This is a genomic window from Saccharothrix longispora (assembly GCF_031455225.1).
Taxonomy (GTDB): domain Bacteria; phylum Actinomycetota; class Actinomycetes; order Mycobacteriales; family Pseudonocardiaceae; genus Actinosynnema; species Actinosynnema longispora.
Genome location: NZ_JAVDSG010000001.1, coordinates 5,505,859 through 5,529,198 on the forward strand (window position 1 = coordinate 5,505,859; position 23,340 = coordinate 5,529,198).

The 23,340-nt window shown below is 73.9% G+C and carries 22 protein-coding genes; 7 read left to right on the forward strand and 15 right to left on the reverse strand.

Going from position 1 to position 23,340, the window contains the following annotated elements; all coding sequences use genetic code 11:
* From ilvC to J2S66_RS22900, 3 genes are read right to left on the reverse strand one after another with little or no spacing between them, the layout of a single operon-like run.
* On the reverse strand, nt 1-1,014 hold the full coding sequence (gene ilvC, locus J2S66_RS22890) for a ketol-acid reductoisomerase (protein WP_310309292.1): 1,014 nt from the start codon (nt 1,012-1,014) through the stop codon (nt 1-3).
* 34 nt (nt 1,015-1,048) lie between these two features.
* Nucleotides 1,049-1,555: an acetolactate synthase small subunit gene (gene ilvN / locus J2S66_RS22895; protein WP_310309293.1), complete on the reverse strand. Its 507-nt coding sequence runs from the start codon at nt 1,553-1,555 to the stop codon at nt 1,049-1,051.
* 1 nt (nt 1,556) lies between these two features.
* A complete protein-coding gene (locus J2S66_RS22900; RefSeq protein ID WP_310309294.1) occupies nt 1,557-3,395 on the reverse strand; it encodes an acetolactate synthase large subunit in 1,839 nt (612 codons plus the stop codon).
* 286 nt (nt 3,396-3,681) lie between these two features.
* On the opposite strand from J2S66_RS22900, the gene J2S66_RS22905 reads away from it, so the two are divergent.
* From J2S66_RS22905 to ilvD, 3 genes are all read left to right on the forward strand, one after another.
* Complete coding sequence (locus J2S66_RS22905; RefSeq protein WP_310309295.1) at nt 3,682-4,239, forward strand: PH domain-containing protein; 558 nt, start codon at nt 3,682-3,684, stop codon at nt 4,237-4,239.
* The gene (locus tag J2S66_RS22910) at nt 4,236-4,679 is read left to right on the forward strand and encodes a vitamin K epoxide reductase family protein (protein WP_310309296.1); all 444 of its coding nucleotides are present in this window, start codon (nt 4,236-4,238) and stop codon (nt 4,677-4,679) included. The genes J2S66_RS22905 and J2S66_RS22910 overlap by 4 nt, the downstream gene beginning before the upstream one ends.
* A gap of 96 nt (nt 4,680-4,775) precedes the next feature.
* Nucleotides 4,776-6,620, forward strand: coding sequence for a dihydroxy-acid dehydratase (ilvD, locus tag J2S66_RS22915; RefSeq protein ID WP_310309297.1), 1,845 nt, complete (start codon nt 4,776-4,778; stop codon nt 6,618-6,620).
* A gap of 63 nt (nt 6,621-6,683) precedes the next feature.
* Here ilvD and J2S66_RS22920 read toward each other — a convergent pair whose 3' ends face one another.
* Nucleotides 6,684-7,412 (reverse strand): DoxX family protein, encoded by a 729-nt coding sequence (locus J2S66_RS22920; RefSeq protein ID WP_310309298.1) that lies wholly within the window; start codon nt 7,410-7,412, stop codon nt 6,684-6,686.
* Nucleotides 7,413-7,484: 72 nt separating this feature from the next.
* Nucleotides 7,485-8,399, reverse strand: a complete 915-nt coding sequence (locus J2S66_RS22925; protein WP_310309299.1) for a 2-hydroxyacid dehydrogenase — start codon at nt 8,397-8,399, stop codon at nt 7,485-7,487.
* A gap of 30 nt (nt 8,400-8,429) precedes the next feature.
* Between J2S66_RS22925 and J2S66_RS22930 the strand changes: the two genes are divergently transcribed.
* Nucleotides 8,430-9,299 carry an alpha/beta fold hydrolase gene (locus J2S66_RS22930; RefSeq protein ID WP_310309301.1) on the forward strand — a complete coding sequence of 290 codons (870 nt, stop codon included), beginning with the start codon at nt 8,430-8,432 and terminating at the stop codon, nt 9,297-9,299.
* A 28-nt stretch (nt 9,300-9,327) separates the two neighbouring features.
* A complete protein-coding gene (locus J2S66_RS22935) occupies nt 9,328-10,491 on the forward strand; it encodes a PQQ-dependent sugar dehydrogenase (RefSeq protein ID WP_310315012.1) in 1,164 nt (387 codons plus the stop codon).
* Between the two features lie 169 nt (nt 10,492-10,660).
* Here J2S66_RS22935 and J2S66_RS22940 read toward each other — a convergent pair whose 3' ends face one another.
* The 7 genes from J2S66_RS22940 to gatC all read right to left on the reverse strand — a co-directional run bounded on the left by J2S66_RS22940 (nt 10,661) and on the right by gatC (nt 20,028).
* Nucleotides 10,661-13,132: a M14 family zinc carboxypeptidase gene (locus J2S66_RS22940; RefSeq protein ID WP_310309303.1), complete on the reverse strand. Its 2,472-nt coding sequence runs from the start codon at nt 13,130-13,132 to the stop codon at nt 10,661-10,663.
* Between the two features lie 138 nt (nt 13,133-13,270).
* Nucleotides 13,271-15,877: a CHAT domain-containing protein gene (locus J2S66_RS22945; protein WP_374726116.1), complete on the reverse strand. Its 2,607-nt coding sequence runs from the start codon at nt 15,875-15,877 to the stop codon at nt 13,271-13,273.
* An 80-nt stretch (nt 15,878-15,957) separates the two neighbouring features.
* Nucleotides 15,958-16,197, reverse strand: a complete 240-nt coding sequence (locus J2S66_RS22950; RefSeq protein ID WP_310309305.1) for a hypothetical protein — start codon at nt 16,195-16,197, stop codon at nt 15,958-15,960.
* A 327-nt stretch (nt 16,198-16,524) separates the two neighbouring features.
* Nucleotides 16,525-18,030, reverse strand: a complete 1,506-nt coding sequence (gene gatB, locus J2S66_RS22955; RefSeq protein ID WP_310309306.1) for an Asp-tRNA(Asn)/Glu-tRNA(Gln) amidotransferase subunit GatB — start codon at nt 18,028-18,030, stop codon at nt 16,525-16,527.
* Entirely contained in the window at nt 18,027-18,218 is a 192-nt protein-coding gene (locus J2S66_RS22960) for a hypothetical protein (protein WP_306747404.1), read from the reverse strand. The genes gatB and J2S66_RS22960 overlap by 4 nt, the downstream gene beginning before the upstream one ends.
* Nucleotides 18,215-19,732, reverse strand: coding sequence for an Asp-tRNA(Asn)/Glu-tRNA(Gln) amidotransferase subunit GatA (gene gatA, locus J2S66_RS22965; protein WP_310309307.1), 1,518 nt, complete (start codon nt 19,730-19,732; stop codon nt 18,215-18,217). Before gatA ends, J2S66_RS22960 begins: the two co-directional genes overlap by 4 nt.
* A complete protein-coding gene (gatC, locus tag J2S66_RS22970) occupies nt 19,729-20,028 on the reverse strand; it encodes an Asp-tRNA(Asn)/Glu-tRNA(Gln) amidotransferase subunit GatC (RefSeq protein ID WP_015804727.1) in 300 nt (99 codons plus the stop codon). Before gatC ends, gatA begins: the two co-directional genes overlap by 4 nt.
* Nucleotides 20,029-20,242: 214 nt before the next feature.
* Here gatC and J2S66_RS22975 point away from each other — a divergent pair, with 214 nt between their 5' ends.
* Nucleotides 20,243-20,896: an ACT domain-containing protein gene (locus J2S66_RS22975; protein WP_310309308.1), complete on the forward strand. Its 654-nt coding sequence runs from the start codon at nt 20,243-20,245 to the stop codon at nt 20,894-20,896.
* Between the two features lie 77 nt (nt 20,897-20,973).
* On the opposite strand, the gene J2S66_RS22980 is transcribed toward J2S66_RS22975, so the two are convergent.
* Nucleotides 20,974-21,612: a LysE family translocator gene (locus tag J2S66_RS22980; RefSeq protein WP_310309309.1), complete on the reverse strand. Its 639-nt coding sequence runs from the start codon at nt 21,610-21,612 to the stop codon at nt 20,974-20,976.
* Between the two features lie 32 nt (nt 21,613-21,644).
* Nucleotides 21,645-22,355: a 3-keto-5-aminohexanoate cleavage protein gene (locus tag J2S66_RS22985; protein ID WP_310309310.1), complete on the reverse strand. Its 711-nt coding sequence runs from the start codon at nt 22,353-22,355 to the stop codon at nt 21,645-21,647.
* A 26-nt stretch (nt 22,356-22,381) separates the two neighbouring features.
* Between J2S66_RS22985 and J2S66_RS22990 the strand changes: the two genes are divergently transcribed.
* The gene (locus tag J2S66_RS22990) at nt 22,382-22,792 is read left to right on the forward strand and encodes an SWIM zinc finger family protein (RefSeq protein ID WP_310309311.1); all 411 of its coding nucleotides are present in this window, start codon (nt 22,382-22,384) and stop codon (nt 22,790-22,792) included.
* Here J2S66_RS22990 and J2S66_RS22995 read toward each other — a convergent pair.
* Nucleotides 22,773-23,279, reverse strand: a complete 507-nt coding sequence (locus J2S66_RS22995; protein WP_310309312.1) for a GNAT family N-acetyltransferase — start codon at nt 23,277-23,279, stop codon at nt 22,773-22,775. The two genes, J2S66_RS22990 and J2S66_RS22995, sit on opposite strands and share 20 nt — an antisense overlap.
* Nucleotides 23,280-23,340 lie beyond the last annotated feature (61 nt).

The following is a 23,340-nucleotide window of genomic DNA, read 5'->3' on the forward strand; positions in this document are numbered from 1 at the left end:
CTAGGCCGTTTCGGTGATGGGGCGGTCCACCCACGACATGAGGCCGCGCAGCTTCTTGCCGACCTCCTCGATCGGGTGCTGTTCGCCCTCCTGCTGCAACTTCTTGTAGTTGCCGCGGCCGGCGTCGTCCTCGTTCACCCACTCGGTGGCGAAGGTGCCGTCCTGGATCTCGCCCAGGATCTTGCGCATCTCCTCCTTGACGGCCGGCGTGATCACGCGCGGGCCGCGGGTGAGGTCGCCGAACTCGGCCGTGTCGGAGATCGAGTAGCGCATGCGCGCGATGCCGCCCTCGTACATGAGGTCCACGATCAGCTTCAGCTCGTGGAGGCACTCGAAGTAGGCGACCTCGGGCGCGTAACCGGCCTCGGTCAGCACCTCGAAACCGGCCTGCACCAGAGCGGACGCGCCACCGCAGAGCACCGCCTGCTCGCCGAACAGGTCGGTCTCGGTCTCTTCCTTGAACGTCGTCTTGATGACGCCCGCGCGCGTGCCGCCGATGCCCTTGGCGTAGGCCAGGGCGAGCGCCTGCGCGTTGCCCGTCGCGTCCTGCTCGATCGCGATGAGCGCCGGCACGCCCTTGCCGTCGACGAACTGGCGGCGGACCAGGTGGCCCGGGCCCTTGGGCGCGACCATGGCCACGTCCACGTTGGACGGCGCCTCGATCAGGCCGTAGCGGATGTTGAAGCCGTGGCCGAAGAACAGCGCGTCGCCGTCCTTGAGGTTCGGCGCGATGTCCTGCGCGTAGATGTGCCGCTGCGCGGTGTCCGGCGCCAGGATCATGATCACGTCGGCCTCGGCCGCCGCCTCGGCGTTGGTGAGGACCCGCAGGCCCTCCTCCTCCGCCTTGGCCGCGGACTTCGAGCCCTCGCGGAGGCCGATCCGCACGTCGACGCCGGAGTCGCGCAGGCTCAGCGCGTGGGCGTGGCCCTGGCTGCCGTAGCCGATGACCGCGACCTTGCGCCCCTGGATGACGCTCAGGTCGGCATCGTCGTCGTAGAAGATCTCGACGCTCACGTGTGGTACTCCCTTTCGAAAAGCGGGGTGGGGTTCAGCGCACCGCGGTGGCGGTGATGGAGCGGGCGCCACGGCCGATGGCGACCATGCCGGACTGGACGATCTCGCGGAGCCCGTAGGGCTCCAGCATCCGCAGCAGCGCGTCGAGCTTCTCAGACGTGCCGGTGGCCTCGACGGTGACCGCCTCCGGGGAGACGTCGACGACCTTCGCGCGGAAGAGCTGCACCGTTTCGAGGACCTGGCTGCGCACCGTGGCGTCGGCGCGCACCTTGACGAGCAGGAGCTGCCGCTGCACGGCGGCGGCGGGCTCCAGCTCGACGATCTTGATGACGTTGACGAGCTTGTTGAGCTGCTTGGTCACCTGCTCCAGCGGCAGCTGGTCCACCGAGACGACGATGGTCATCCGGGAGATGTCGGGGTGCTCGGTGCGCCCGACGGCGAGCGACTCGATGTTGAAGCCGCGCCGCGAGAACAGGCCCGCCACGCGGGCCAGGACGCCGGGCTTGTCCTCGACCAGGACGCTGAGGGTGTGCCGGGTCATCTCACTCGTCCTCGTCGAACAGGGGGCGGATGCCCCGCGCGGCCATGATCTCGCTGTTGCCGGTGCCCGCCGCGACCATCGGCCACACCTGGGCGTCCTTGCCGACCACGAAGTCGATGACGACGGGGCGGTCGTTGATCTCCATGGCCTTCTCGATGACCGCGTCGACCTCCTCGCGGGACTCGGCGCGCAGGCCCGCGCAGCCCATCGCCTCGGCCAGCAGCTTGAAGTCGGGGATGCGGTGCTTGTGGGTGCCCAGGTCGGTGCTGGAGTAGCGCTCGCCGTAGAACAGGGTCTGCCACTGCCGGACCATGCCCAGGTTGCCGTTGTTGATGACGGCGACCTTGATCGGGATGCCCTCGATGGCGCAGGTGGCGAGTTCCTGGTTGGTCATCTGGAAGCAGCCGTCGCCGTCGATCGCCCACACCTGGACGTCCGGCACGCCGGCCTTCGCGCCCATCGCGGCCGGGACGGCGTAGCCCATCGTGCCGAGGCCGCCGGAGTTGATCCAGGTGCGCGGCGACTCGTACTTCACGAACTGCGCGGCCCACATCTGGTGCTGGCCGACGCCCGCCGTGAACACGGTGTCCGCCGGGGTGAGGACGCCGATCCGCTCGATGACGTACTGCGGGGACAGCGTGCCGTCCTCGGGCCAGTCGTAGCCCAGCGGGAACGTGCCGCGGACCTCGTCGAGCGTGGCCCACCAGGGGGCCAGGTCGACCTCGCGGGCGGCGTTCTCCTTCTCGGCGCGGACCGCGTCGATCAGCTCGGCGATGATCTCCTTGCAGTCGCCGACGATCGGGACGTCCGCGCGGCGGTTCTTGGAGATCTCGGCCGGGTCGATGTCGGCGTGCACGACCTGCGCGTCCGGGGCGAACGTGGACAGCTGGCCGGTGACCCGGTCGTCGAACCGCGCGCCCAGGGCGACCAGCAGGTCCGCCTTCTGCATCGCGGCGACGGCGGCGACCGTGCCGTGCATCCCCGGCATGCCCAGGTGCTGGGGGTGCGAGTCGGGGAACGCGCCGCGCGCCATCAGCGTGGTGACCACCGGGATGCCGGTGGACTCGGCCAGCTCCAGCAGCTCCGCCGACGCCTCGGCCTTGATGACGCCGCCGCCGGCGTACAGGACGGGTCGGCGGGCCGCGGCGATCAGCTTCGCGGCCTCGCGCACCTGCTTGCCGTGCGGCCGGGTCGTCGGCCGGTAACCGGGCAGGCGCAGCTCCGGCGGCCAGGAGAACGAGGTCATCTCCTGGAGCACGTCCTTGGGGATGTCCACCAGGACGGGGCCGGGTCGGCCGGTGGAGGCCAGGTGGAACGCCTCGGCCACGGCGCGCGGGATGTCCGCGGCGTCGGTGACGAGGAAGTTGTGCTTGGTGATCGGCATCGTGATGCCGCAGATGTCCGCTTCCTGGAACGCGTCGGTCCCGATCAGCGGGCGGGACTGCTGGCCCGTGATGGCGACCACCGGGACGGAGTCCATGTTGGCGTCCGCGAGCGGCGTGACCAGGTTCGTGGCGCCGGGACCGGAAGTGGCCATGCACACCCCGACCCGGCCCGTGGCCTGGGCGTACCCGGTGGCGGCGTGGCCCGCGCCCTGCTCGTGGCGGACCAGGATGTGGCGCACCTTGGTGGAGTCGAGGAGCGGGTCGTAGGCAGGCAGGATGGTGCCGCCGGGAATGCCGAAGACCACCTCGCAGCCCACTGCTTCGAGGGAGCGGACGAGGGACTGGGCACCGGTCACGCGGATGGGGGCTCCGCTCGGCGGGGCCGGTTTCGGCCGCGGTCCAGGGCGGGGCGACGGCGGCTCACCGGGAGCCGGTCGCGAGGTTGCGCTGGTCATCTGTCTGCCTCGTGGGTAAGGAGAATGCACGGTCCGGGCACGAAAAAACCCTCGCCAACCCGGACGGGTCGCACGAGGGTCGCGCGTCGACGCAAGCTCGGTCGCCTAGGCGTCGACGCGCCTGGGAAGTACGAGAACGAGGTTGCGCTGCATGGTGGTGACGTTAACCGTCAAGTGCGGGAAGCGTCAACTGTGCGGGACGGCACTCCCGGATCGTGGACACCCCCACGTGCCTGGAGCCGGGCCGGGGTCACCCGCCCGGACGACCGGTGGGACCATGCGGGGCGTGTCGAAGGTCGTGTTCCGCATCCCCACCCCCGCCCTGCTCGCCGCCGGGCTCGCCACCATCTGCGCGACGCCGTTCGCCTGGGCGGCGCCCGGTCTCCAGGCGATCTACCTGCTGCCGGCGGCGTTCGCGGTGTGGGTCGTGCGCAACCGGACCACGGTGGACGGTGAGCGGATCGTGGCGCGGAGCACGTTCGGCAAGCGGGTCGTGCCGTGGTCCGGGGTCAAGGCCCTGAAGGTGGTCGAGCGCGGGTGGCTGAGCGTCGTGCTCGCGGACGGTTCGCTGGTCAGGCTGCCCGCCGTCCGGGCGGGTCACGTGCCCGCGCTGGCCCTGGTGAGCGGCGGCCGCCTGCCGAACCCGACCCCGGCTCCGGACCCGGACGAGGCGCCGTCGACGCCGGAGCCCACCACCACGACACCGGCCGGCACGGCTGCGGCGGGCACGACTGCGACCGCTCCGACGAGCACCGCCGGCGACGCCGCTTCGGGTGGTTCCGCGGAGACCCCGGTCACGCCTGACCGGGACGCAACGCCGCCCTCCGTACAGTCCGGGGAGTGAGTTCGAACACGCGGACCCTCCGCTGGGTGCCGGTCGGCAGCCTCGTGCTGTCGCTCGCGGGCCTGGCCGTCTCGACCTACCTGACCATCGCCCACTACACCGCCGGCGCGCTGCTGTGCGCCGAGGGCGAGGTGATCGACTGCGGCACGGTCACCACCAGCGAGCAGTCCGAGCTGCTCGGCATCCCGGTCGCGGTGCTGGGCCTGGCGTTCTTCGCCTTCATGACCGTCGCCACCCTGCCGTTCGCGTGGCGCGTGGAGGCGCTGCACTGGGCGCGCTTGGCGTCGGTCGCGGTGGGCGTGCTGTTCGTCGTCTACCTGGTGGCCGCCGAGTTCCTGCTGATCGGCAAGATCTGCCTGTGGTGCACCGCCGTGCACGTCATCACGCTCGCGCTGGCGGGCGTGCTGGTCGCGGGGGCGCTGCGGCGGAGTAGCCTCTAGGCACCGCTCCCACCACCCCGGCGCCCCACCCCACGCGCCGTCGGCGCCTTTCGCGCGCCCCGCGACCAGCACCTGAACCGCAGACATGGAGGAGCCGTGCCACCGCTCCGTTCCCGCACCACGACCCACGGCCGCAACGCCGCGGGCGCCCGCTCGCTGTGGCGGGCGACCGGCATGACCGACTCGGACTTCGGCAAGCCGATCGTGGCGATCGCCAACTCCTACACGCAGTTCGTGCCCGGTCACGTGCACCTCCGCGACCTCGGCGACATCGTGGCCGAGGCGATCCGCGAGGCGGGCGGCGTGGCGCGCGAGTTCCACACCATCGCCGTGGACGACGGCATCGCGATGGGCCACAGCGGCATGCTCTACTCGCTGCCCTCGCGCGAGATCATCGCCGACTCGGTCGAGTACATGGTCAACGCGCACCAGGCCGACGCGATCGTGTGCATCTCGAACTGCGACAAGATCACCCCGGGCATGCTGAACGCCGCCATGCGGCTCAACATCCCCGTGGTGTTCGTCTCGGGCGGGCCGATGGAGGCGGGCAAGGCGGTCGTGGTGGACGGCGTGGCCGTCGCGCCCACCGACCTGATCACCGCGATCTCCGCGTCGGCGTCGCCGGACGTGGACGAGGCCGGGTTGGCCGAGGTCGAGCGGTCGGCGTGCCCGACGTGCGGCTCCTGCTCGGGCATGTTCACCGCGAACTCGATGAACTGCCTCACCGAGGCGCTGGGCCTGTCGCTGCCCGGCAACGGGTCGACGCTGGCCACGCACGCCGCGCGCCGCGAGCTGTTCGCCGAGGCCGGCCGCGTGGTCGTGGAGCTGTGCAAGCAGTACTACGAGCGGGACGACGAGTCGGTGCTGCCGCGGTCGATCGCGAACCGCGCGGCGTTCGAGAACGCCATGGCGCTGGACATGGCGATGGGCGGCTCGACGAACACCGTGCTGCACGTCCTCGCCGCCGCGCAGGAGGGCGAGGTCGACTTCACGCTGGCCGACATCGACGCGCTCAGCCGCCGCGTGCCGTGCCTGTCGAAGGTGTCGCCGAACTCGGACTACCACATGGAGGACGTCCACCGGGCCGGTGGCATCCCCGCCCTGCTGGGCGAGCTGTGGCGGGCCGGGCTGCTCAACGAGGACGTGCGCACCGTGCACAGCCCGGACCTCGCGTCCTGGCTGGGGGCGTGGGACGTCCGCGCCGAGTCGCCGTCCGCGAAGGCGGTCGAGCTGTTCCACGCGGCGCCCGGCGGGGTGCGCACCACGCAGGCGTTCTCCACGACGAACCGCTGGTCGAAGCTCGACACGGACGCCGCCGGCGGCTGCATCCGCGACGTCGAGCACGCCTACACCAAGGACGGCGGCCTGGCCGTGCTGCACGGCAACCTGGCCGAGCGCGGCGCGGTGATCAAGGCGGCGGGCATCGACGAGGAGCTGTGGCGCTTCGAGGGCCCGGCGCGCGTCGTCGAGTCCCAGGAGGAGGCCGTCTCGATGATCCTGAAGAAGGAGATCCGGGCGGGCGACGTGCTGGTGGTCCGCTACGAGGGCCCCGCGGGCGGGCCGGGCATGCAGGAGATGCTGCACCCGACCGCGTTCCTCAAGGGCGCGGGCCTGGGCCGGAAGTGCGCGCTGATCACCGACGGCCGGTTCTCCGGCGGCACGTCGGGCCTGTCGATCGGCCACGTCTCGCCGGAGGCGGCGGGCGGCGGCGTGATCGGCCTGGTCCAGGACGGCGACCGCATCCTGATCGACGTGCACGAGCGCCGGCTGGAGCTGCTGGTCGACGACGAGGTGCTGGCCGAGCGGCGGGCGAAGATGGAGGCGTCCGAGCGGCCGTGGCAGCCGGTGGACCGGGTGCGCCCGGTGACCTCGGCGCTGCGCGCCTACGCGCGGATGGCGACGGACGCGTCCACCGGCGCGGTGCGGGACGTCACCAGGTAGGTCTTCCCGGGGACCGGCCGCCCGCACCTCGGGGCGGCCGGTCCCCGCACGTCGGGAGGTTCGTCAGCGGAACACGTAGAGGGTCGCGGCCGTCGCGCCCGCCGCCACCACCAGGCAGATGAACCCGGCGAGCAGCGCGTGGCGGAACCAGCCGCGGTTGTAGTCCAGGGCCGCCCGGCCCGGCCCGGCGAACAGCAGGCCGAACGCCATCGCCGCGTACGCGACCTCCAGCTCCACGCCGTCGGGCGCGAAGAACCCGCCCCGGTACTTGAGCGCGATCACGTTCGCCATCACGCCCAGCACGCCGGCCGCAGCCAGCGGCGTGAACAGGCCGAGGACGAGCAGACCGCCGCCCGCCAGCTCGGTGACGCCCGTCACCCACGCGAGGATGCGAGGCTCGCGGAAGCCCACCGACTGGAGGTAGTCCGCGAAGCCGTCGACGCCCGGTCCGCCGAACAGGCCGAACACCTTCTGCAACCCGTGCACCACGAACGCGCCACCCAGGGCCAGGCGCAGCACCAGCAGGCCGATGTCGGGGCCGGCGCTCCACCCGAACGGCCTGCGCTCGTCGTCCTCGTCGTCGTAGTGGGACGCGGGCTCGTCGAGCGTGGTGACCGGCGTGTACCCGGTGGAGTCGAAGCTCTGCGTGTCCTTGTCGTACGCCTGCGCGCCGAAGGCGGTGGTGCCGTCGTCGAAGTGGTGGACTCCGCCGCCGCCCGCGCTGCTCGTCGAGTAGAACCCGTCGTCGGAGTAGCCGCCCGAAGCCTTCGAGCGGTCGTCGTGAGTAGCCACGCACCCGCACGTTAGGAGGTTCGGACGACGACCGCGAGCGTCCGTTTCGCGGCGCACATTCACCCGAACGGGCTAATAATCGCCTGTCACCGCGTTGACCGGCCGCTCCCCGCGGGCGTACCGGGCCACCTCGGCGGCCACCACGGCGTACGCGCGCTCGGTGTGACCCGTGCAGCTGCCCGCCACGTGGGGGGTGATGAACAGGCCCGGCGCCGTCCACAGTGGATGCCCCTCGGGCAGCGGCTCGGGCTCGGTGACGTCCAGCGCCGCCCGCAACCGGCCCGAGCGCAGCTCCGCGAGCAGCGCGTCGGTGTCGACTACCGGGCCGCGAGCCGCGTTCACCAAGACCGCGCCGTCCCTCATCCGGGCCAGGAACGCGGCGTCCACCAGCCCCGTGGTCCGCTCGGTCAGCGGCACCACGACCAGCACCGCGTCGAAGCCGCCCAGCAGCTCCGGCAGCTCGTCCACGCCGTGCACGCCGGGCCGGGCCGTGCGGCCGACCATCGTGGCGGTCGCGTCGAACGGCTCCAGCCGCCGCCGGAACTGCTCGCCCAGGTCGCCCGCGCCGACCACGAGCACCTTCTTGTCCTGCAAGGTGTCCGTCGCGTGGAAGTCCCAGCGGCCCTCCTGCCTGGCCCGCTCGAACGCCGGGAAGTCGCGGTAGATCGAGAGCAGCGCGCCGATCGCCCACTCCGCCGTGCTGCCGCCGTGCGCGCCCCGGCACGTCGACAGCAGCACGCCCTCCGGCACCGCGCCGACGAACCGCTCCGCGCCCGCCGACAGCAGCTGCACGTACTTCAGCGCGGGCAGCTGCGCGAACACCTCGCCCGGGTCGGTGGTCTGGAGGAAGCGCGGCACGATCACCTCGGCCTCGGCGGCCTCGGCGGGCAGCGGCTGCCCCGGCTCGTAGCGGACGGGGCGCACACCCTCCACCCGGGACAGGGCGCGGACACCGGTTTCGTCGGGGACCAGCACGGTGACACTCACGCCCCCGCACGTTACGGCACACTGGCCGCCATGCTGGAGCACGACGTCCGCAGCGCGGACGGCACGCGGATCAGGCTGTGGCGCACGGACGGCGACGGCCCGGACGTGCTCCTGTCCCCCGGTCTCGGCGCCGTGCCCGACGGCTGGCCGGAGCTGCCGACCGCCCGCGTGCACAGCTGGTACCACCGGGGCACCCCCGGGTCCGACCGGCCCGCCGACCCCACCCGCATCGAGGTGGCCGACCACGTGGCCGACGCGCTGGCCGTGCTCGACGACGCCGGCGTCGAGCGGTGCGTCGTGATGGGCTGGTCGATGGGCGTGACCGTGGCCGCCGCACTGGCGCTGCGGCACCCGTCGCGGGTCAGCGGGCTCATGCTCGTCGCCGGCTCGCCGGGGGACTCCTTCGCGGGCGTCCTCGCCGTGCCCGGCGTGCCGCCGGAGGTGCGGCGGCTGCTGGGCGTGGCGGGCGCCACGGCGTTGCGGGCCGCCGGGCCGCTGCTGGACGGCGTGCTGCACCGGCTGCCCGTGCCGAACCTGCCCCTCCCGCTGGTCGCCACGCTGCGGCGGTTCCTGCGGCACGACTGGCGGTGGTACTTCACGCTGGCGCTGGCGCTGGGCCGCACGCCCCCGCTCGACCTGACCGGCGTGACGTGCCCCACCACCGTGCTCGCCGCGCGGTACGACGTGCTGGCCTGCGCGTCCGGCGTGGTCGACCCGGTCGCCGCGCTGCCGCAGGCCAGGGTGCGGGTGCTGCCCAACACCCACTTCCTGCCGCTGGAGGACCCGCGCGTGGTCGTCGAGGAGCTGGAGCTGCTGCTCGACCGGGTGGCGGCGGTGGAGCGGGTGCTCGGCGACGACGTAGACGGGCCGCTCACCCCGCGTTCACGGCCGCGCGCTTAACCTGGGTGGTGTGTCGCGACTGCGTGGAGTGGTGATCGGGTCAGCCCTGGGCCTGCTGGTCGCGGGCTGCGCGAGCTTCCCCGAGCAGCCGGGACCGGCGGGGTGGAGCGCGGCGCAGCAGTTGACGCCGCAGGCCGGGCCGGTGCCCGAGCTGCCCGGTGAGCTGCCCAAGGCCCCCCAGGGGCAGGAACCGGGCCAGTCGCAGACCCCCGTTCCGCCCCCGCAGGGCTGCACGGACTTCAACCCGGCCGTCGTCGGCACCTGCCTGGACCCGGTGTCCGGGGTCGCGCTGACCGACGTGAACCCGTCCACCGGTGCGGTGACGGCGCTGGCCACCGAGCGGTCCACCGGGCGGCTCGTGCGCGTGGCGAAGGACGTGGACCCGGTCGAGCTGGCCCGCTTCGACGTGGACGCCGCCGCCGACGGCGGGCTGACCGGGCTGACCCTGTCGCCCACCTACGCCGAGGACCAGCTCGTCTACGTGTACGTGACGACCGCCACCGACAACCGGGTGATGCGGATCGCGCCCGGCGACGTGCCCAAGCCCGTGCTCACCGGCATCCCCAAGGGGCCCTCGGGCAACCGGGGCGTGCTGGCGCACGACCGCAGCGGCGCGCTGCTCGTGGCCACCGGGGACGCGGGAAGCCCGGCGTCGGCGGCAGACCCTGCGTCGCTGGCGGGGAAGGTGCTGCGGATCGACGGCTCGGGCCAGCCCGCGCCGGGCAACCCCACCGCCGGGTCGCGGGTGCTGGCGTCCGGGCTGCGGTCGCCGGGCGGGCTGTGCGTGTCCGGCGACGGGTCGAAGACGTGGGTGACCGACGCGGGCGCGTCGGCGGACCTGCTGTACCGGGTCGAGGCGGGCAAGGCCCTGGGCGACGCGGCGTGGTCGTGGCCGGAGCGGCCGGGCGTCGCCGGGTGCGCGTCGATGTCGGACATGGTGTGGGTCGCGACGTCCGCGACGCCGGGGACCCTGTCGCTGCCGATGAACCCGGACGGGAGCTTCACCGGGAAGCCGGAGCCGATGCTGGGGGGCGAGGACGGCTTCGGCCGCCTGGGGCCGTTGGTGGCGCTGGACGACCGGACCGCCCTGGCGGGGACGGTGAACAAGGCGGCCGGCGGGACACCCGTGTCGAGCGACGACCGGGTCGTGATCATCCTCCGCCCGGACGCGGCGGGCGGCAGCAAGGACTGAGCCGGCCATCCCTTCCCCCGGCTCTCCGCACGCTTCCCCGCTCCCCGCCGGGCCCCGACGTGGCCTGGCCGGAGCTGCTCATGGCGCAGGACGAGTCGGCGCGGTCCCGGGAGCGGGTCGGGACGAGGCCGCCGGGCGGTGGGTGTCGCGGTCGAACGGAAGCGCCGCCTCAGCGTGCCGTCCGGTAGATCGCGTCCGCCACCTGCCAGTACAACCCCTTCGGGTGGTCCCTGAAGAGGGGCTCCGTGCCGAACAGCACCGCCTCTCCACCGCGCGGTGACCTGCCCGCCACCACGGCCGCCTGGCCGGCCGCCTCCGACTGGCCGCCGGTGCCGTCCGGGCGGCTCGCCCAGTGCCCCGCGACCAAGCCCCCGTAGCGTTGCAGGGCCCGGACTTCTCCCCCGAGGTCGGTGAACCAGTGGGGGGCGTACACGAACGAGTGGTCTTGGACGCCCACGCCGTCGACCACCGACACCACGCCGTTCGCGTCCTCGCGGCCGGCCACCGGCCTCACCGGCAGCAGGGCCGTGTCGGTGGCGAAGCGGGCACCGGTCGCGCCCCGGGTCACCACGCCGCCTCGTGTCAGGAACGCGTCCACGGCGGCCCGGGCCGCGGGGACCAGTTGGTCGTGGCGCAGGCCCGACGAGACCAGCAGGACGTTCACGCCCGCCAGGTCGGCGCCGGCGTTCAGGGTGGCCGTCGACACGGGCCTGACCTCGAACCCCATGTCCCGCAACGCCTTCAACTCGTCCGCCGCCACGGCACCCGCGACCACCGGGCGGGGCAGCGGGCGGGTGGGAGCGGCCGTGGCGGCGGTGAAGCGGGCGCCGTGGCGGTCGGAGGCGTCGGTGGCGGCGGCACGGGCCGACGCGGGCACGACGATGGTGCCGTCGTCGGCTCGGCGCAGTTCCACACCCCTCGCCAGCAGGTCGTTGACGGCCGCGGCGTCCTTGCCGTCGCGCGGGGTCAGGGCCAGGTCGCTCCCGGGGGGCGCCTCGACCGACCCCGTCGGCGAGGCGGCGGCCACGGGGCGGCCCCGCACGTCGAGGCCGCCGGAGACCGCCGCCTCGACGGTGGCGCCCCACAGCAGGCCGTGGCTCCAGCCGCTGATGTCGTACATGACGTCCACCCGGTCGGAGATGTCGCGCCCGGCCTCCAGCAGCGCGTTGGCCAGCGCCCGCTTCGGCTGGTGCATGTCGACGACGTACGACCCTGCGGGGTGGTCGCGGCCGGCCAGGGTGAACGGGCGCTCCGCCCGCACCACCCGGACGTCGTGCGCCACCAGGTGGTCCACCAGGCGCGCGGCGGCGGCGCCGGAGCGCTGGCCGGCGCCGACCGGGATGACGTAGGCGCGGGGGAACGTGGTGGTGTAGCGGTCCTCGGGGCCGAAGCCGGGGACGATGCCGTCGGGCGCGGGGCGCTGGGGTTCGCCGAACAGGCCCCGGCGGAACAGCTCGATCTGGTTGTCGAGCATGGACGTGCGGTTGTCGCGCACGTAGTCGAGCGCGCTGCGGACCGTGGCCTCGACGACGTCGGTGTTGATCGCGGAGCGGCGGCGCAGCTCGGTCTCGGGCAGCGCCTGGTACTCGCCCCGGTTGACCCGCGCGGGGACCTCGACCGTGTAGGACACGGCGCCGTGGTACATCGAGTACTGGGCGGTGTAGATGGGCGCCCACCCGTCCCACACGCCGGGTTCGTAGTCGCGGAACGGGATCTCGGGCTTGGCGGCCTCGGGGTGGCCCAGTGCCCGCACGGCCTTCTCCATGCGCAGCCCGCCCGCGTACCCGTGCCGGATGTAGAGGTCGAAGTCGTAGTTCTGGCCGTGCGGCGGGGTGGTGGGCTCGATGAGGGTGTTGGCCACGTACCCGTGCTCGTCGAGCACGAGCAGCGGCTGGATGCGCTTGACGACGTCGCGCAGGGCCCGGGACTCGGGCTGCGAGTTGGTGACGAAGTCGCGGTTGAGGTCGAACCCCGCGCCGTTGGCGCGGGTGCCGGCGACGCGACCGTCGGGGTTGGCGCTGAGGGTGAAGTAGACGCGGTGGCGGCGCAGGAACGGCGCCGCGGAGGGGGTGAGCGCGAGGTCCTCGATGACCCGCAGGGCGCCGTCGGTGCCCTCCCACTCGTCGCCGTGGATGTTGGCGTTGACCCAGACCGGCGCCTTGTAGGCGGCGCGCAGGAGGATGTCGCGGCGCGCGGCCACGGGGTCGTTCTCGATCTTCTCCCGCCACGCGTCCTGGCGGCGGGTCTCGGCGGGCGCCTCGGGCGCGGTGAGGGTGACGAGGTACAGGTCGCGGCCCGCGGTGGAGCGGCCGACGACCTCGACGGACACGCGGTCGCTGCGGCGCTGGAGGTCGTTGAGGCGGGGCGCGAGGGAGTGGTACGGGGCGAGGCCGAGCTTGACGGCCTTGTCGGTGGGGTCCTCGGGGTAGGCGCGGAGCTGGGTGCGGCGGGGGTAGCCGGGGTTGGCGTCGGGCCAGTTGTCGCCGCGCGCGGTGGCGGTGGCGAGCGGCGCGTCGGTGGCGGCGACCTGGTTGCGCTCGGGGCCGTTGCCGGGTTCGTGGCCGCGTCCGGTGGCCCGGTCGGCGGTCGCGGGTGTGGTCAGCGTGGTCAGCAGCAGTGCGGCGAGCAGGATGGAGCGCACCGGTCACCCTCCGATCACCGGGGAACCCGCGGGGGGTTCACGTCCACCCTGACTAGCGGGTGGGTCGGCTCCGGGTCAACCGGTCATCGGGAGGGTCGGCCGGGCGGGGGGCGGGGGCCGTCCGACCCGCGGGAGGGGTCAGCCGGAGCCGAGGCAGACGAACGGCCTGCGCAGGGGGTCGGCGGCGACGGCGTCGGCCAGGGCCACGGCGGGTCGGGCGCCGCCGGCGAGGTGGCGGTGGAAGTCGGCCATCGCGGCGGCGGAGGGCTCGTCGCCCACGCGGCTGGACGCGGCGATGACGGTGCGCGCGCCGCCGGCGAGGAGCGCCCCGGCGAACCCGAGGGGCTCGTCGCCGGGGCGGACGCGGTTGAGGGCGAGTTCGCAGGCGGCGAGCACGACCCGGTGGGGTGGGCGGCGGACGCGGCCGACCTCGTGGGCGAACACGGCGCCGTCGACGAGTTCGAGCCGGGAGAACAGGGCGTTCTCGGGCTCGTGCTCGCCGTGGGCGGCGATGTGGGCGAGTTCGACGCCGTCGAGGGCGTCGAGGACGGCGGCGACGCGGGCTTCCGGGACGCCGAGGAGCGTGGCGTCCCGGTGGTAGCCGGCGAGGCGGTCGATCTCGCCCTCGGCCGCTTCCAGACCGGGGCCGCGGACGAGGAGGACGCCGGCGGCCGGTTCGCGCTCGGCGCGGGTGGCGGACAGCCAGGCGGTGGCGGACGGCACGGCGGTGGTGGGCCGGTTCGCGCAGGTCGGGAGGACGCCCCAGGGCACGACGTAGAGGGCGCCGGTGGGCACGACGACGAGCTCGCGGTCGCCGATCATGGGCGCGAGGGGGCGCAGCAGGAGCCGGTCGAGCTTGTCCGCCTCGCGGCGCGCGGAGGCGGCGATGACGTCGACCAGGGGCGGTGCGAGGTGGTCGGGGGCGAGGGCGTTGAGGTCGGCGTGGAGGCGGCGGGCGCCTTCGGTGGCGGCGGTGGCCGAGCCGAGGCGCACCATGCGGACGCGGTCGTCGGCGAGGACGACGGCGATGAGGTCGTCGTCGACGACGGCGAAGCTGACCAGGGCGCGGCCGTCGAGGCGGGCGAGGACCTCGTCCGGGGTGCCGACCGGGCGGGGTGTGCCCCACGGGCTGGCGGCGCTCCAGCCCAGGCGGGAGGCGGCGCGCTGGCTCGCCTTGAGGCGCGACTCCAGTTCGGCGGTGGGCAGGCCGTCGAGGCGGGCGCGGAGCAGGACGCGGCTGAGCCGGCGCACCTCGGTGATCCGCTCACCCAATTCGGAGTCCACCGTGGACTCGGCGGGGTCGTAGCGGTAGAGCTGGGCGCGGGTGCGTTCGAGCCAGGTGAAGAGGCGTTTGGCGTTGGCGGCCGAGTCGCGGCCGCGCAGCACCAGCCGCACGGCGAGCTCGCCCAGCTCGCGGCCGTGCACGGCGGTGCCGGAGACGAGTTCGAGGCCGCCGAGGCCGTCGCGCATGCGGCCCAGTTCGGCGAGGCCGGCCTTGGCCTGGGCGAGGGCGACGCGCTGGTTGCCGCGGGCGAGGGCGAGTTCGGCGCGGGCGAGCCGAAGCAGCATGCGGTGGTCGATGGGCGCGATGCGGCGGGACTTGGGGACGCTGCGCAGCAGGGCGTCGGCGCGGTCCGGGTCGCCGCGGCGGATCTCCAGGCGGGCGGCGAGGACGAGCGCGAACGCGGCCTGGTCGCCGAGCTTGAGGCGGGCGAGTTCGGCGGACAGCGCTTCGGCGCGGGCGACGACGGTGGCGGAGGGGCGTCCGGCGAGGGCGCGCGCGGCGTCCACGCGGAGGGCGATGAGGCCGGCGACGGCGGCCCACGCGGGGCTGCCGCGGCGGGCGAGCTTGCGCTGGGCGGCGCCCGCCGTGCGCTTGGCGAGCGCCGCGTCACCGTCCTGGAGGGCGGCGGCGGCGCGGAGCAGCTCGGCTTCGGCGACGTCCTGGCCGATGCGCTGGCGGCGCAGGTCCGGCAGGACCTCGTCGAGCAGCCGGCCGGCCTCGTCGGCGAGGCCGACGCTGATCATGGCCTCGGCCTGGTCGATGCGCAGGCGCAGCAGCAGACCCGGTTCGAGTTCCTGGAACGCCCGGTTGGCCTCGTGGTAGTGCCGCAGGGCGACGGGGATGTCGCCGGCGCGCTGCACGGCGTTGCCGAGGGCGTGCTTGGCGATGGCGGCGCGCAGCGGCAGGTCGTGGGCCTCGGCGAGGGCGACGACGCGGTCGAGGTCGCGGACGGCCTTGTCGTGGCGGTGCACCTCGCCGTGGGCGTTGCCCCGGTTGGACAGGGCGAGCGCGAGGAGGTTGACCGCGTCGAGGTCGGGGGACGCGGCCCGCTGGATCACGGCGTCGAGCAGGTCGACGACGACGTCGAGGCTGGCGATGCCCTCGTCGATGCGGCCGACGCGGCACAGCAGGGCGGAGCGGTTGAGGTTCGCGGTGGTGGCGAGCCGGGTGCGCAGCCCGTCGTCGCGCAGTTCCCCCAGTTCGCGGTCGACGGCGGCGAACTGGAGCAGGCCGTCCTCGACGTTGCCGGTCTCACCGAGGCAGAAGGCGAGGAGGCTGAGCAGCCGGATGCGGACCTCGTGGCGCTCCTGCGGGTCGATGCCGGGGGTTTCGAGCAGGTCCAGGCCGCGGCGCATCTGCCGGATGGCGACGGGGTGCCGGTCCGCGGTCGCGGCGTCCAGCGCGCTGTCGCGCAGCTGCCGGGCGAGGGCGACTGCCCGGGCGGACTTCGGCGCAGGCACGGTCATATGAGATCACAACCGGGGAGCGGGCACCGCCGACTCGGCGTCGACGGTGCCCGCCACGTGTCACCGGGTGTGCGCTAGACGGCGGCCGCCGGCTCGCTGCCGGGCTTGTACGGGCCGCCCTGGGGCGTGGGCAGCGGCTCGCTGCCGGGCTTGTAGGGACCGCCGGTGGGCTTCGGCAGCCCGCCGCCGCCCGCGCCGAGGCCACCGCCGGCGCCGAGGCCGGCCTCGGGTGCCACCACGTCGGTCGTCGTGTCGACCATGTCGTCCTCGATCGCGTCGATCTCCGCGACGAGCTCCGGATCGGTTCCAGCCATGACGTCGTCCTCCCCTGCAACGGGCCCTTCCGGGCACCTACGGCGGGTGATCGTCCGGTGGCGACCTCCCCGACCGCCGTCCGAACGGTGGCAAGCCTTACACAGACGGACGCATGCACAAGAGGAAATCTCACTAAGCGCTATCAAGATCACGTCTGACATCGCGATGACCAGCACCGGCATCATCCGTTGAGCTTCGTTACCACTCGAACGGACGAATGTGTTCACAGGATGCATGCACTGTGAGTCCGCAATAAGGGGACCGCGCCGGACCCCGGGAACGCCGGTGGGGGCGGCGCCCGACGGCACCGCCCCCACCCGGACGGACTACTGGGAGCAGCGGGCGATCACGAGCTCCCGCACGCGCTTGGCGTCCGCCTGGCCCTTCGTCGCCTTCATCACCGCGCCGACGATCGCGCCCGCCGCGGCGACCTTGCCGTCGCGGATCTTCGCCGCCACGTCCGGCTGCGCGGCCAGCGCCTCGTCGACCGCCTTCTCCAGCGCGGAGTCGTCGGACACGACCTTCAGGCCGCGCGCCTCGACGACCGCGTCCGGTTCGCCCTCGCCGTCCAGGACGCCGACGACGACCTCGCGGGCCATCTTGTTGGTCAGCTCACCGGAGTTGACCATCGCCACGACCCGCGCCACCTGCGCCGGCGTGATGGCCAGCCCGGACAGCTCGACACCGCGGCCGTTGGCCTGCTGCGGCAGGTACGACACCCACCACGACCGGGCCTCGGCCGACGTCGCGCCCGCCTCGACGGTGGCCGCCACCAGGTCCAGCGCGCCGGTGTTCACCAGGTCGCGCAGCTCCGGGTCGGTGAGGCCCCACTCCCGCTGGACGCGCTTGCGGCGCTCCCACGGCAGCTCCGGCAGCGTCCCGCGCAGCTCCTCGACCCACTCGCGCGACGGCGCGACCGGCACCAGGTCGGGCTCCGGGAAGTACCGGTAGTCCTCCGCGGTCTCCTTCTTGCGCCCCGGCGAGGTGCCACCCGTCGACTCGTCGAAGTGGCGGGTCTCCTGGGTGACCGAGCCGCCGTTCGCGAGCACCGCCGCCTGGCGGGTCATCTCGAACCGCACGGCCCGCTCGACGCTGCGCAGCGAGTTCACGTTCTTCGTCTCGGTGCGCGTGCCCAGCTCGCCCGTGGTCTTCGGCGAGAGCGACACGTTCGCGTCGCACCGCAGCGAGCCCTGGTCCATCCGGACGTCCGACACGTCGAGCGCCTTGAGCAGGTCCCGCAGCGCCGTCACGTACGCGCGCGCCACCTCGGGCGCCCGCTCACCGGTGCCCGGGATCATCTTGGTGACGATCTCGATCAGCGGCACGCCCGCGCGGTTGTAGTCCAGCAGCGAGTGCTCGGCACCGTGGATGCGACCGGTCGCGCCACCGACGTGCAGCGACTTGCCGGTGTCCTCCTCCATGTGGGCGCGCTCGATCTCGACCCGCACGACCTCGCCGTCGTCCAGCGCCACGTCGAGCCAGCCGTTGAACGCGATCGGCTCGTCGTACTGCGAGGTCTGGAAGTTCTTCGGCATGTCCGGGTAGAAGTAGTTCTTCCGGGCGAACCGGCACCACTCGGCGATCTCGCAGTTCAGCGCGAGGCCGATGCGGATGGCCGACTCGATCGCGGTGGCGTTGACCACCGGCAGCGCGCCGGGCAGGCCCAGGCACACCGGGCACACGTTCGTGTTGGGTTCGCCGCCGAACGCGTTGGCGCACCCGCAGAACATCTTGGTGTTGGTGTGCAGCTCGACGTGCACCTCCAACCCCAGCACCGGATCGTAGCGCTCGACGACCTCGGCGTAGTCCATCAGCTCGTCGACCGACGTCATGCCTTCCCGCCCTTCCGCAGCCCGCGCACGGCCAGCGCCGCACCGGTGATGGCCACCAGGACGCTCGCCGCGGCGTTGGCCAGCGCCAGCTTGTCGCCCTTGCCGCGGGCCGACTTCAACGTGGAGAACGCGCTGGTCGCGGCGCCCGCGGCACCGACCAGCGACAGGACCACCCGTGCCTTCTTCACCGCGCACCCGCCAGTTCCGGCGCGCCCAGGATCAGCGGCGAGCCGTCCGCCGCGTCCCGCGCCACCTCGTAGGCCGCCGCCACCCGGTACATCCGGTGGTCCTGCAGCGCCGGGGCCATGATCTGGAGGCCCACCGGCAGTCCGTCCTCGTCGGACAGTCCACTCGGGACGCTCATGGCCGCGTTGCCCGCCAGGTTGGCGGGGATCGTGCACAGGTCGGCCCGGTACATCGCCATCGGGTCGCCGGTGCGCTCGCCGATCCGGAACGCCGTGGTGGGCGTGGTCGGCGACACCAGCACGTCGACGGTCGCGAACGCCGCCTCGAAGTCCCGGGAGATCAGGGTGCGCACCTTCTGCGCCGACCCGTAGTACGCGTCGTAGTAGCCCGACGACAGCGCGTACGTGCCGATCATGATGCGGCGCTTCACCTCGGGGCCGAACCCGGCCTCGCGGGTCAGCGACATGACCTCCTCGGCGCTGCGGGTGCCGTCGTCGCCCACCCGGATGCCGTAGCGCATGGCGTCGAAGCGGGCCAGGTTGGACGACGCCTCGCTGGGCGCGATCAGGTAGTACGCGGGCAGCGCGTAGTCGAAGCTCGGGCAGGAGACCTCGACGACCTCCGCGCCGAGCTGCTTGAGCCGCGCCACGGCCGCCTCGAAGCTGCGCAGCACGCCCGGCTGGTAGCCCTCGCCGGCGAACTGGGTGACCACGCCGACGCGCACGCCGGACAGGTCGCCGTTCGCGCCCTCGCGGGCCGCCGCCACCACCGGCGGGACCGGCGCGTCGATCGAGGTGGAGTCGAGCGGGTCGTGGCCGGCGATGACCTCGTGCAGCAGGGCCGCGTCCAGCACCGTGCGGGCGCACGGGCCTGCCTGGTCCAGCGACGAGGAGAACGCCACGAGGCCGTAGCGCGACACGCCGCCGTAGGTGGGCTTCACGCCGACCGTGCCGGTGACCGCGCCGGGCTGGCGGATCGAGCCGCCGGTGTCCGTGCCGATCGACAGCGGGGCCTCGAACGCGGCCAGGGCCGCCGCCGAACCGCCGCCGGAACCGCCGGGGACGCGGTCGAGGTCCCACGGGTTGCGGGTCGGCCCGTAGGCGGAGTTCTCGGTGGAGGAGCCCATCGCGAACTCGTCCATGTTGGTCTTGCCGAGGATCACCACGCCCGCCTCCTTGAGGCGGCGGGTGACCGTGGCGTCGTAGGGCGGCAACCAGCCTTCGAGCATCCTGGAGCCGACCGTGGTCGGCACGCCCTCGGTGGTGAAGACGTCCTTCAGGGCCAGCGGCACACCGGCCAGCGGGCCGACGGCCTCACCGGCGGCGACGGCGTCGTCCACCTTCTTCGCGGCGGCCAGGGCGCCCTCGGTGTCGACGTGCAGGAACGCGTGCACCGCGCCGTCGACCTCGCCGATCCGGTCGAGGTGGGCCCGCGCCACCTCGACGGCGGAGACCTCGCGGCCCGCGATCCTCGCGGCGAGCTCGGCCGCGGTGCTGCGGATCAAGTCCTTGCTCATGCTTCCTCACCCAGGATTCGGGGAACGCGGAAGCGGCCTTCCTCGGCGGCGGGGGCGCCCGCGAGCGCCTGCTGCTGACCGAGGCTGGGACGCACCACGTCCTCGCGGAACACGTTGGTCAGCGGGACGGCGTGCGACGTGGGCGGGATGTCCGCGGTGGCGATGTCGCCGACCGTGGCAACCGACTGGAGGATCACGTCCAACTGGCCCGCGAACAGGTCGAGCTCGTCGTCGGTGACGGCGAGCCTCGCCAGTCGGGCCAGGTGCGCGACCTCGTCGCGGGAGATGCTCGGCACCTCGTCAACCCCCGGGGGTCTGGTTTTCTCGGATTTTGGACCCACCGAGTCTATTGGCTGGTCAGGGCGACCTCGTACCGGGTTGTCCGCTCCCGCGCGCGGGGGTGCGCGATTTTACCGGTGCGCAACGCGGCCGGTGGGTCCGAGAGCGAAGCCGCGTCTGCGAGAATCACCGGTCGGCAAGTACCACCACCTGCTGTTGGAGGCGTGCACCGTGTCCTTCCTGATCCGGGTCCAGCTCCCGGACCGTCCCGGCGCGCTGGGCGCGGTCGCCACCGCGCTCGGCCACATCGGGGCCGACATACTGAGCGTGGACGTGGTGGAGCGCGGCGCGGGCCTGGCCATCGACGACCTGGTGGTCGAGCTGCCCTCCGGGCGGCTGCCGGACGTGCTGATCACGGCGGCCGAGTCCGTCGACGGTGTCGAGGTGGACGCGGTCCGGCCGTACGCGGGGGTGCTGGACACCCACCGCGAGCTGGAGCTGGTCGAGGAGGTCGCCGAGGACCCCAAGCACGGCCTGGAGGTCTTCACCGAGGGCGTCCCGAAGATCATCCGGGCCGGGTGGGCCGTGGTGGTGTCGTGGGACGGCGCGAAGGTGCACCGGCTGACCTCGTCGTCGGCCGCGCCGGAGACCCGCCTGGAGGCGCAGCCGTGGATGCCGCTGGCGCGGGCGACGGTGCTCGACGGCGACGACGACTGGGTGCCCGAGACGTGGCGCGAGCTGGGCACCGAGCTGGCCGCCACGCCGCTGGGCAAGCCGGACCGCGTGCTGCTGGTGGGCAGACCGGGCGGTCCGATGTTCCGCGCGGCCGAGGTGGCCCGGCTGGCGCACCTGGCGGGCATCGTGTCCGTCGTGCTGCCGGACTGAGCCGGGCCGGGCCGGGCCGAGTCCGGGCCGGCCGAGTCCGGGCCGGAACGACCCGGGCCGGAACGAGCCGGGCCGGGTCAACCCTCCCGGCCGGACACGGCGACCGCGACGCCCAGTCCGATCATCGTCACCCCGCCGACCCCGCCGACCACCGCGAGCCGCCGGGGTGATCGGGCGAACCAGTTCCGCGCGGTGCCCGCGGCGAGTCCCCACGCGCTGTCCGAGACCACCGCGATGAGGTTGAACACCAGGCCGAGCAGCAGCACCTGGCCCACCACGTGCCCGCGCGCCGGGTCGACGAACTGCGGCAGCACGGCGGCGAAGAACACGACGGTCTTGGGATTGGCCACGCCGACCGCGAACCCCTCCCACAGCGTGCGCAGGCCACCGCGGCCGGCGCCGGCACCGGCGAACGAGGCCGTCAGCTCGCCACGCCGCCGCACCGCCCGCACGCCCAGGTGCACCAGGTAGGCGGCGCCCGCGAGCTTCAGCGCGGTGAACACGACCACCGAGCGCTCCACGACCGCGCCCACCCCGAACGCCACCGCCACCACCAGCAGGTACGCGCCCAGGGTGTTGCCGACGACGGTGATCAGCGCCGCCCGGCGGCCCTGCGCCAGGGCCCGCCCGATGACGAACAGCACGCTGGGCCCCGGCACGAGGATCAGCGCGGACGACAGGGCCGCGAAGGCCAGGAACCGGTCGGTGGACACCACGGGCCCAGGCTAGGCGGCGACGACAAGCCGTTTCACCCGCGCGCCAGGGCGACCAGTCGCGCGTTCGTCAGGCCCGTCTCGCCGCCGCGGCCCAGCAGGGTGTCCTCCAGGCCGACGCGGGTGTCCAGCCCGCGGGCGAGCGCCAGGTCCAGCACCGGCCACGCGCTGCCGTCCTCGCCGTGCAGCAGCAGCGGCGCGCCGAGCGGCGCCAGCAGGTCGAGCAGGCGCTCCGCGTCGTCGGTGGTGCCCCCCGGCCGCACCTCGGCCAGCACCCGGACCGCGCCCGACGGCAGGCCCGCGTCGAGCAGGGTGCGCGCCGCGTCCTCGTGGAACACGCCCAGCTCGACGCCGACGCCCGCGTCGCGCAGGGCGGCGGCGGTCTCCCGCCAGCCCTGCTCGTGGACGTTGACCGACGCCACGTCCGGGCGGCCCGCCGCCAGTCCCGCCCAGCCGCGCACGAGCTCGGCCCGCCGCACCGGGTCGGGCACGATCCACGCGCCCGTCGTCACGCCGATCTCCGCGCCCGGCACGGCGGCGCGCACCACCGCCACCGCCGTGGCGACCTCGGGCCCCGCCAGGACCTCCAGCCCCACCACGTCGCGCGGGTGGAGGTGGAACGCCGCCACGCCCAGCTCGGCGCACGCCGCGGCGTCCGCGGCCAGCTGCTGCGGGGTGATCGGCAGGCTCGGGTGGGCGCCCGGCCGGCGGGCGCCGTTCAGACATGCCTGTAGCACGCGACCCACTCAACCGCACGGTGTTGGATACCGCCATGCGGACGCTCACCCCGGCCCTGCTCCGACACCACGCGGGAGCCAAGTCGTACTGGCGCGGGTTGACCTACCGGGACTCCGTGGTGGACCTGGTCGTGCGTTCGCGGCACGTGGACGCGACCGTCGTCGGCGCCGACGCCTACCGGGTGTCGCTGACCTGGGAGGACACCCACCTGGCGGGCTCCTGCTCGTGCCCGTACGGGGCGCAGGGGTTCTTCTGCAAGCACTGCGTCGCGGTCGGCCTGGTGCTGCTCGACCGCGGCCTCACCGTGCCGCCGCCGGACGCGGAGGACGCGGAGCTGCGCGCCCGGCTGGGCGAGCTGGAGCACGCCGAGCTGGTCGAGCTGCTCTACGAGCGCGCCTGCGCCGACCGGGCGCTGTACGACGCCGTCATGCGAGTTCGAGGCTGAACGCGCACGCCACGACGTCCGAGCCGGGCACCGGCAGCCAGTCGCGCTCGGGCAGCCGCCGGAACCCCAGCCGCCGGTAGAGGCGGTGCGCGGTGAGCATCCGCTCGGAGCTGCTCATCACCAGCCGCCGCGCGCCCAGCTCCCGCGCCCGCGCGACGACCGCCAGCACCAGGGCCTCCCCGACGCCCCGCCCACGCGCGCCGGGGCTCACCGCGAGCATCCGGAACTCGACCTCGCCCGGCCGGCCGACCTCGGCGTACGGGGTGCCGGGCCGCACCACGGTGACCGTGCCCAGCACCGTGCCCGCCGCGTCCACCGCCACCAGCAGCTCCGCTTGCGCGGCCCGGGTCCGCGCGTCGACCAGCACGTCGGCGTACCCGCCGGTGTTGCTGTCGACGTGCCGGTCGGCCCGGTAGGCGGCCACGGTGACCTCGCCCGCCGCCGCCCACTCGTGTTCCCTCGCCGGCCTCACCACCACGTCGGCCATCCCGCACCCCTCCACCTCGGCGACTCCCCCGATCCTCCCCGGACAACCGCGCGGGTGGTGC

Bases quoted from the DNA above. Each gene is read 5' to 3' on its own strand.
- ilvN (WP_310309293.1), bottom strand. From the start codon at position 1,555: ATGACCCGGCACACCCTCAGCGTCCTGGTCGAGGACAAGCCCGGCGTC.
- J2S66_RS22900 (WP_310309294.1), bottom strand. From the start codon at position 3,395: ATGACCAGCGCAACCTCGCGACCGGCTCCCGGTGAGCCGCCGTCGCCC.
- J2S66_RS22930 (WP_310309301.1), top strand. From the start codon at position 8,430: ATGCTGGAGCACGACGTCCGCAGCGCGGACGGCACGCGGATCAGGCTG.
- J2S66_RS22950 (WP_310309305.1), bottom strand. From the start codon at position 16,197: ATGGCTGGAACCGATCCGGAGCTCGTCGCGGAGATCGACGCGATCGAG.
- gatB (WP_310309306.1), bottom strand. From the start codon at position 18,030: ATGACGTCGGTCGACGAGCTGATGGACTACGCCGAGGTCGTCGAGCGC.
- gatA (WP_310309307.1), bottom strand. From the start codon at position 19,732: ATGAGCAAGGACTTGATCCGCAGCACCGCGGCCGAGCTCGCCGCGAGG.
- J2S66_RS22990 (WP_310309311.1), top strand. From the start codon at position 22,382: ATGCGGACGCTCACCCCGGCCCTGCTCCGACACCACGCGGGAGCCAAG.
- J2S66_RS22995 (WP_310309312.1), bottom strand. From the start codon at position 23,279: ATGGCCGACGTGGTGGTGAGGCCGGCGAGGGAACACGAGTGGGCGGCG.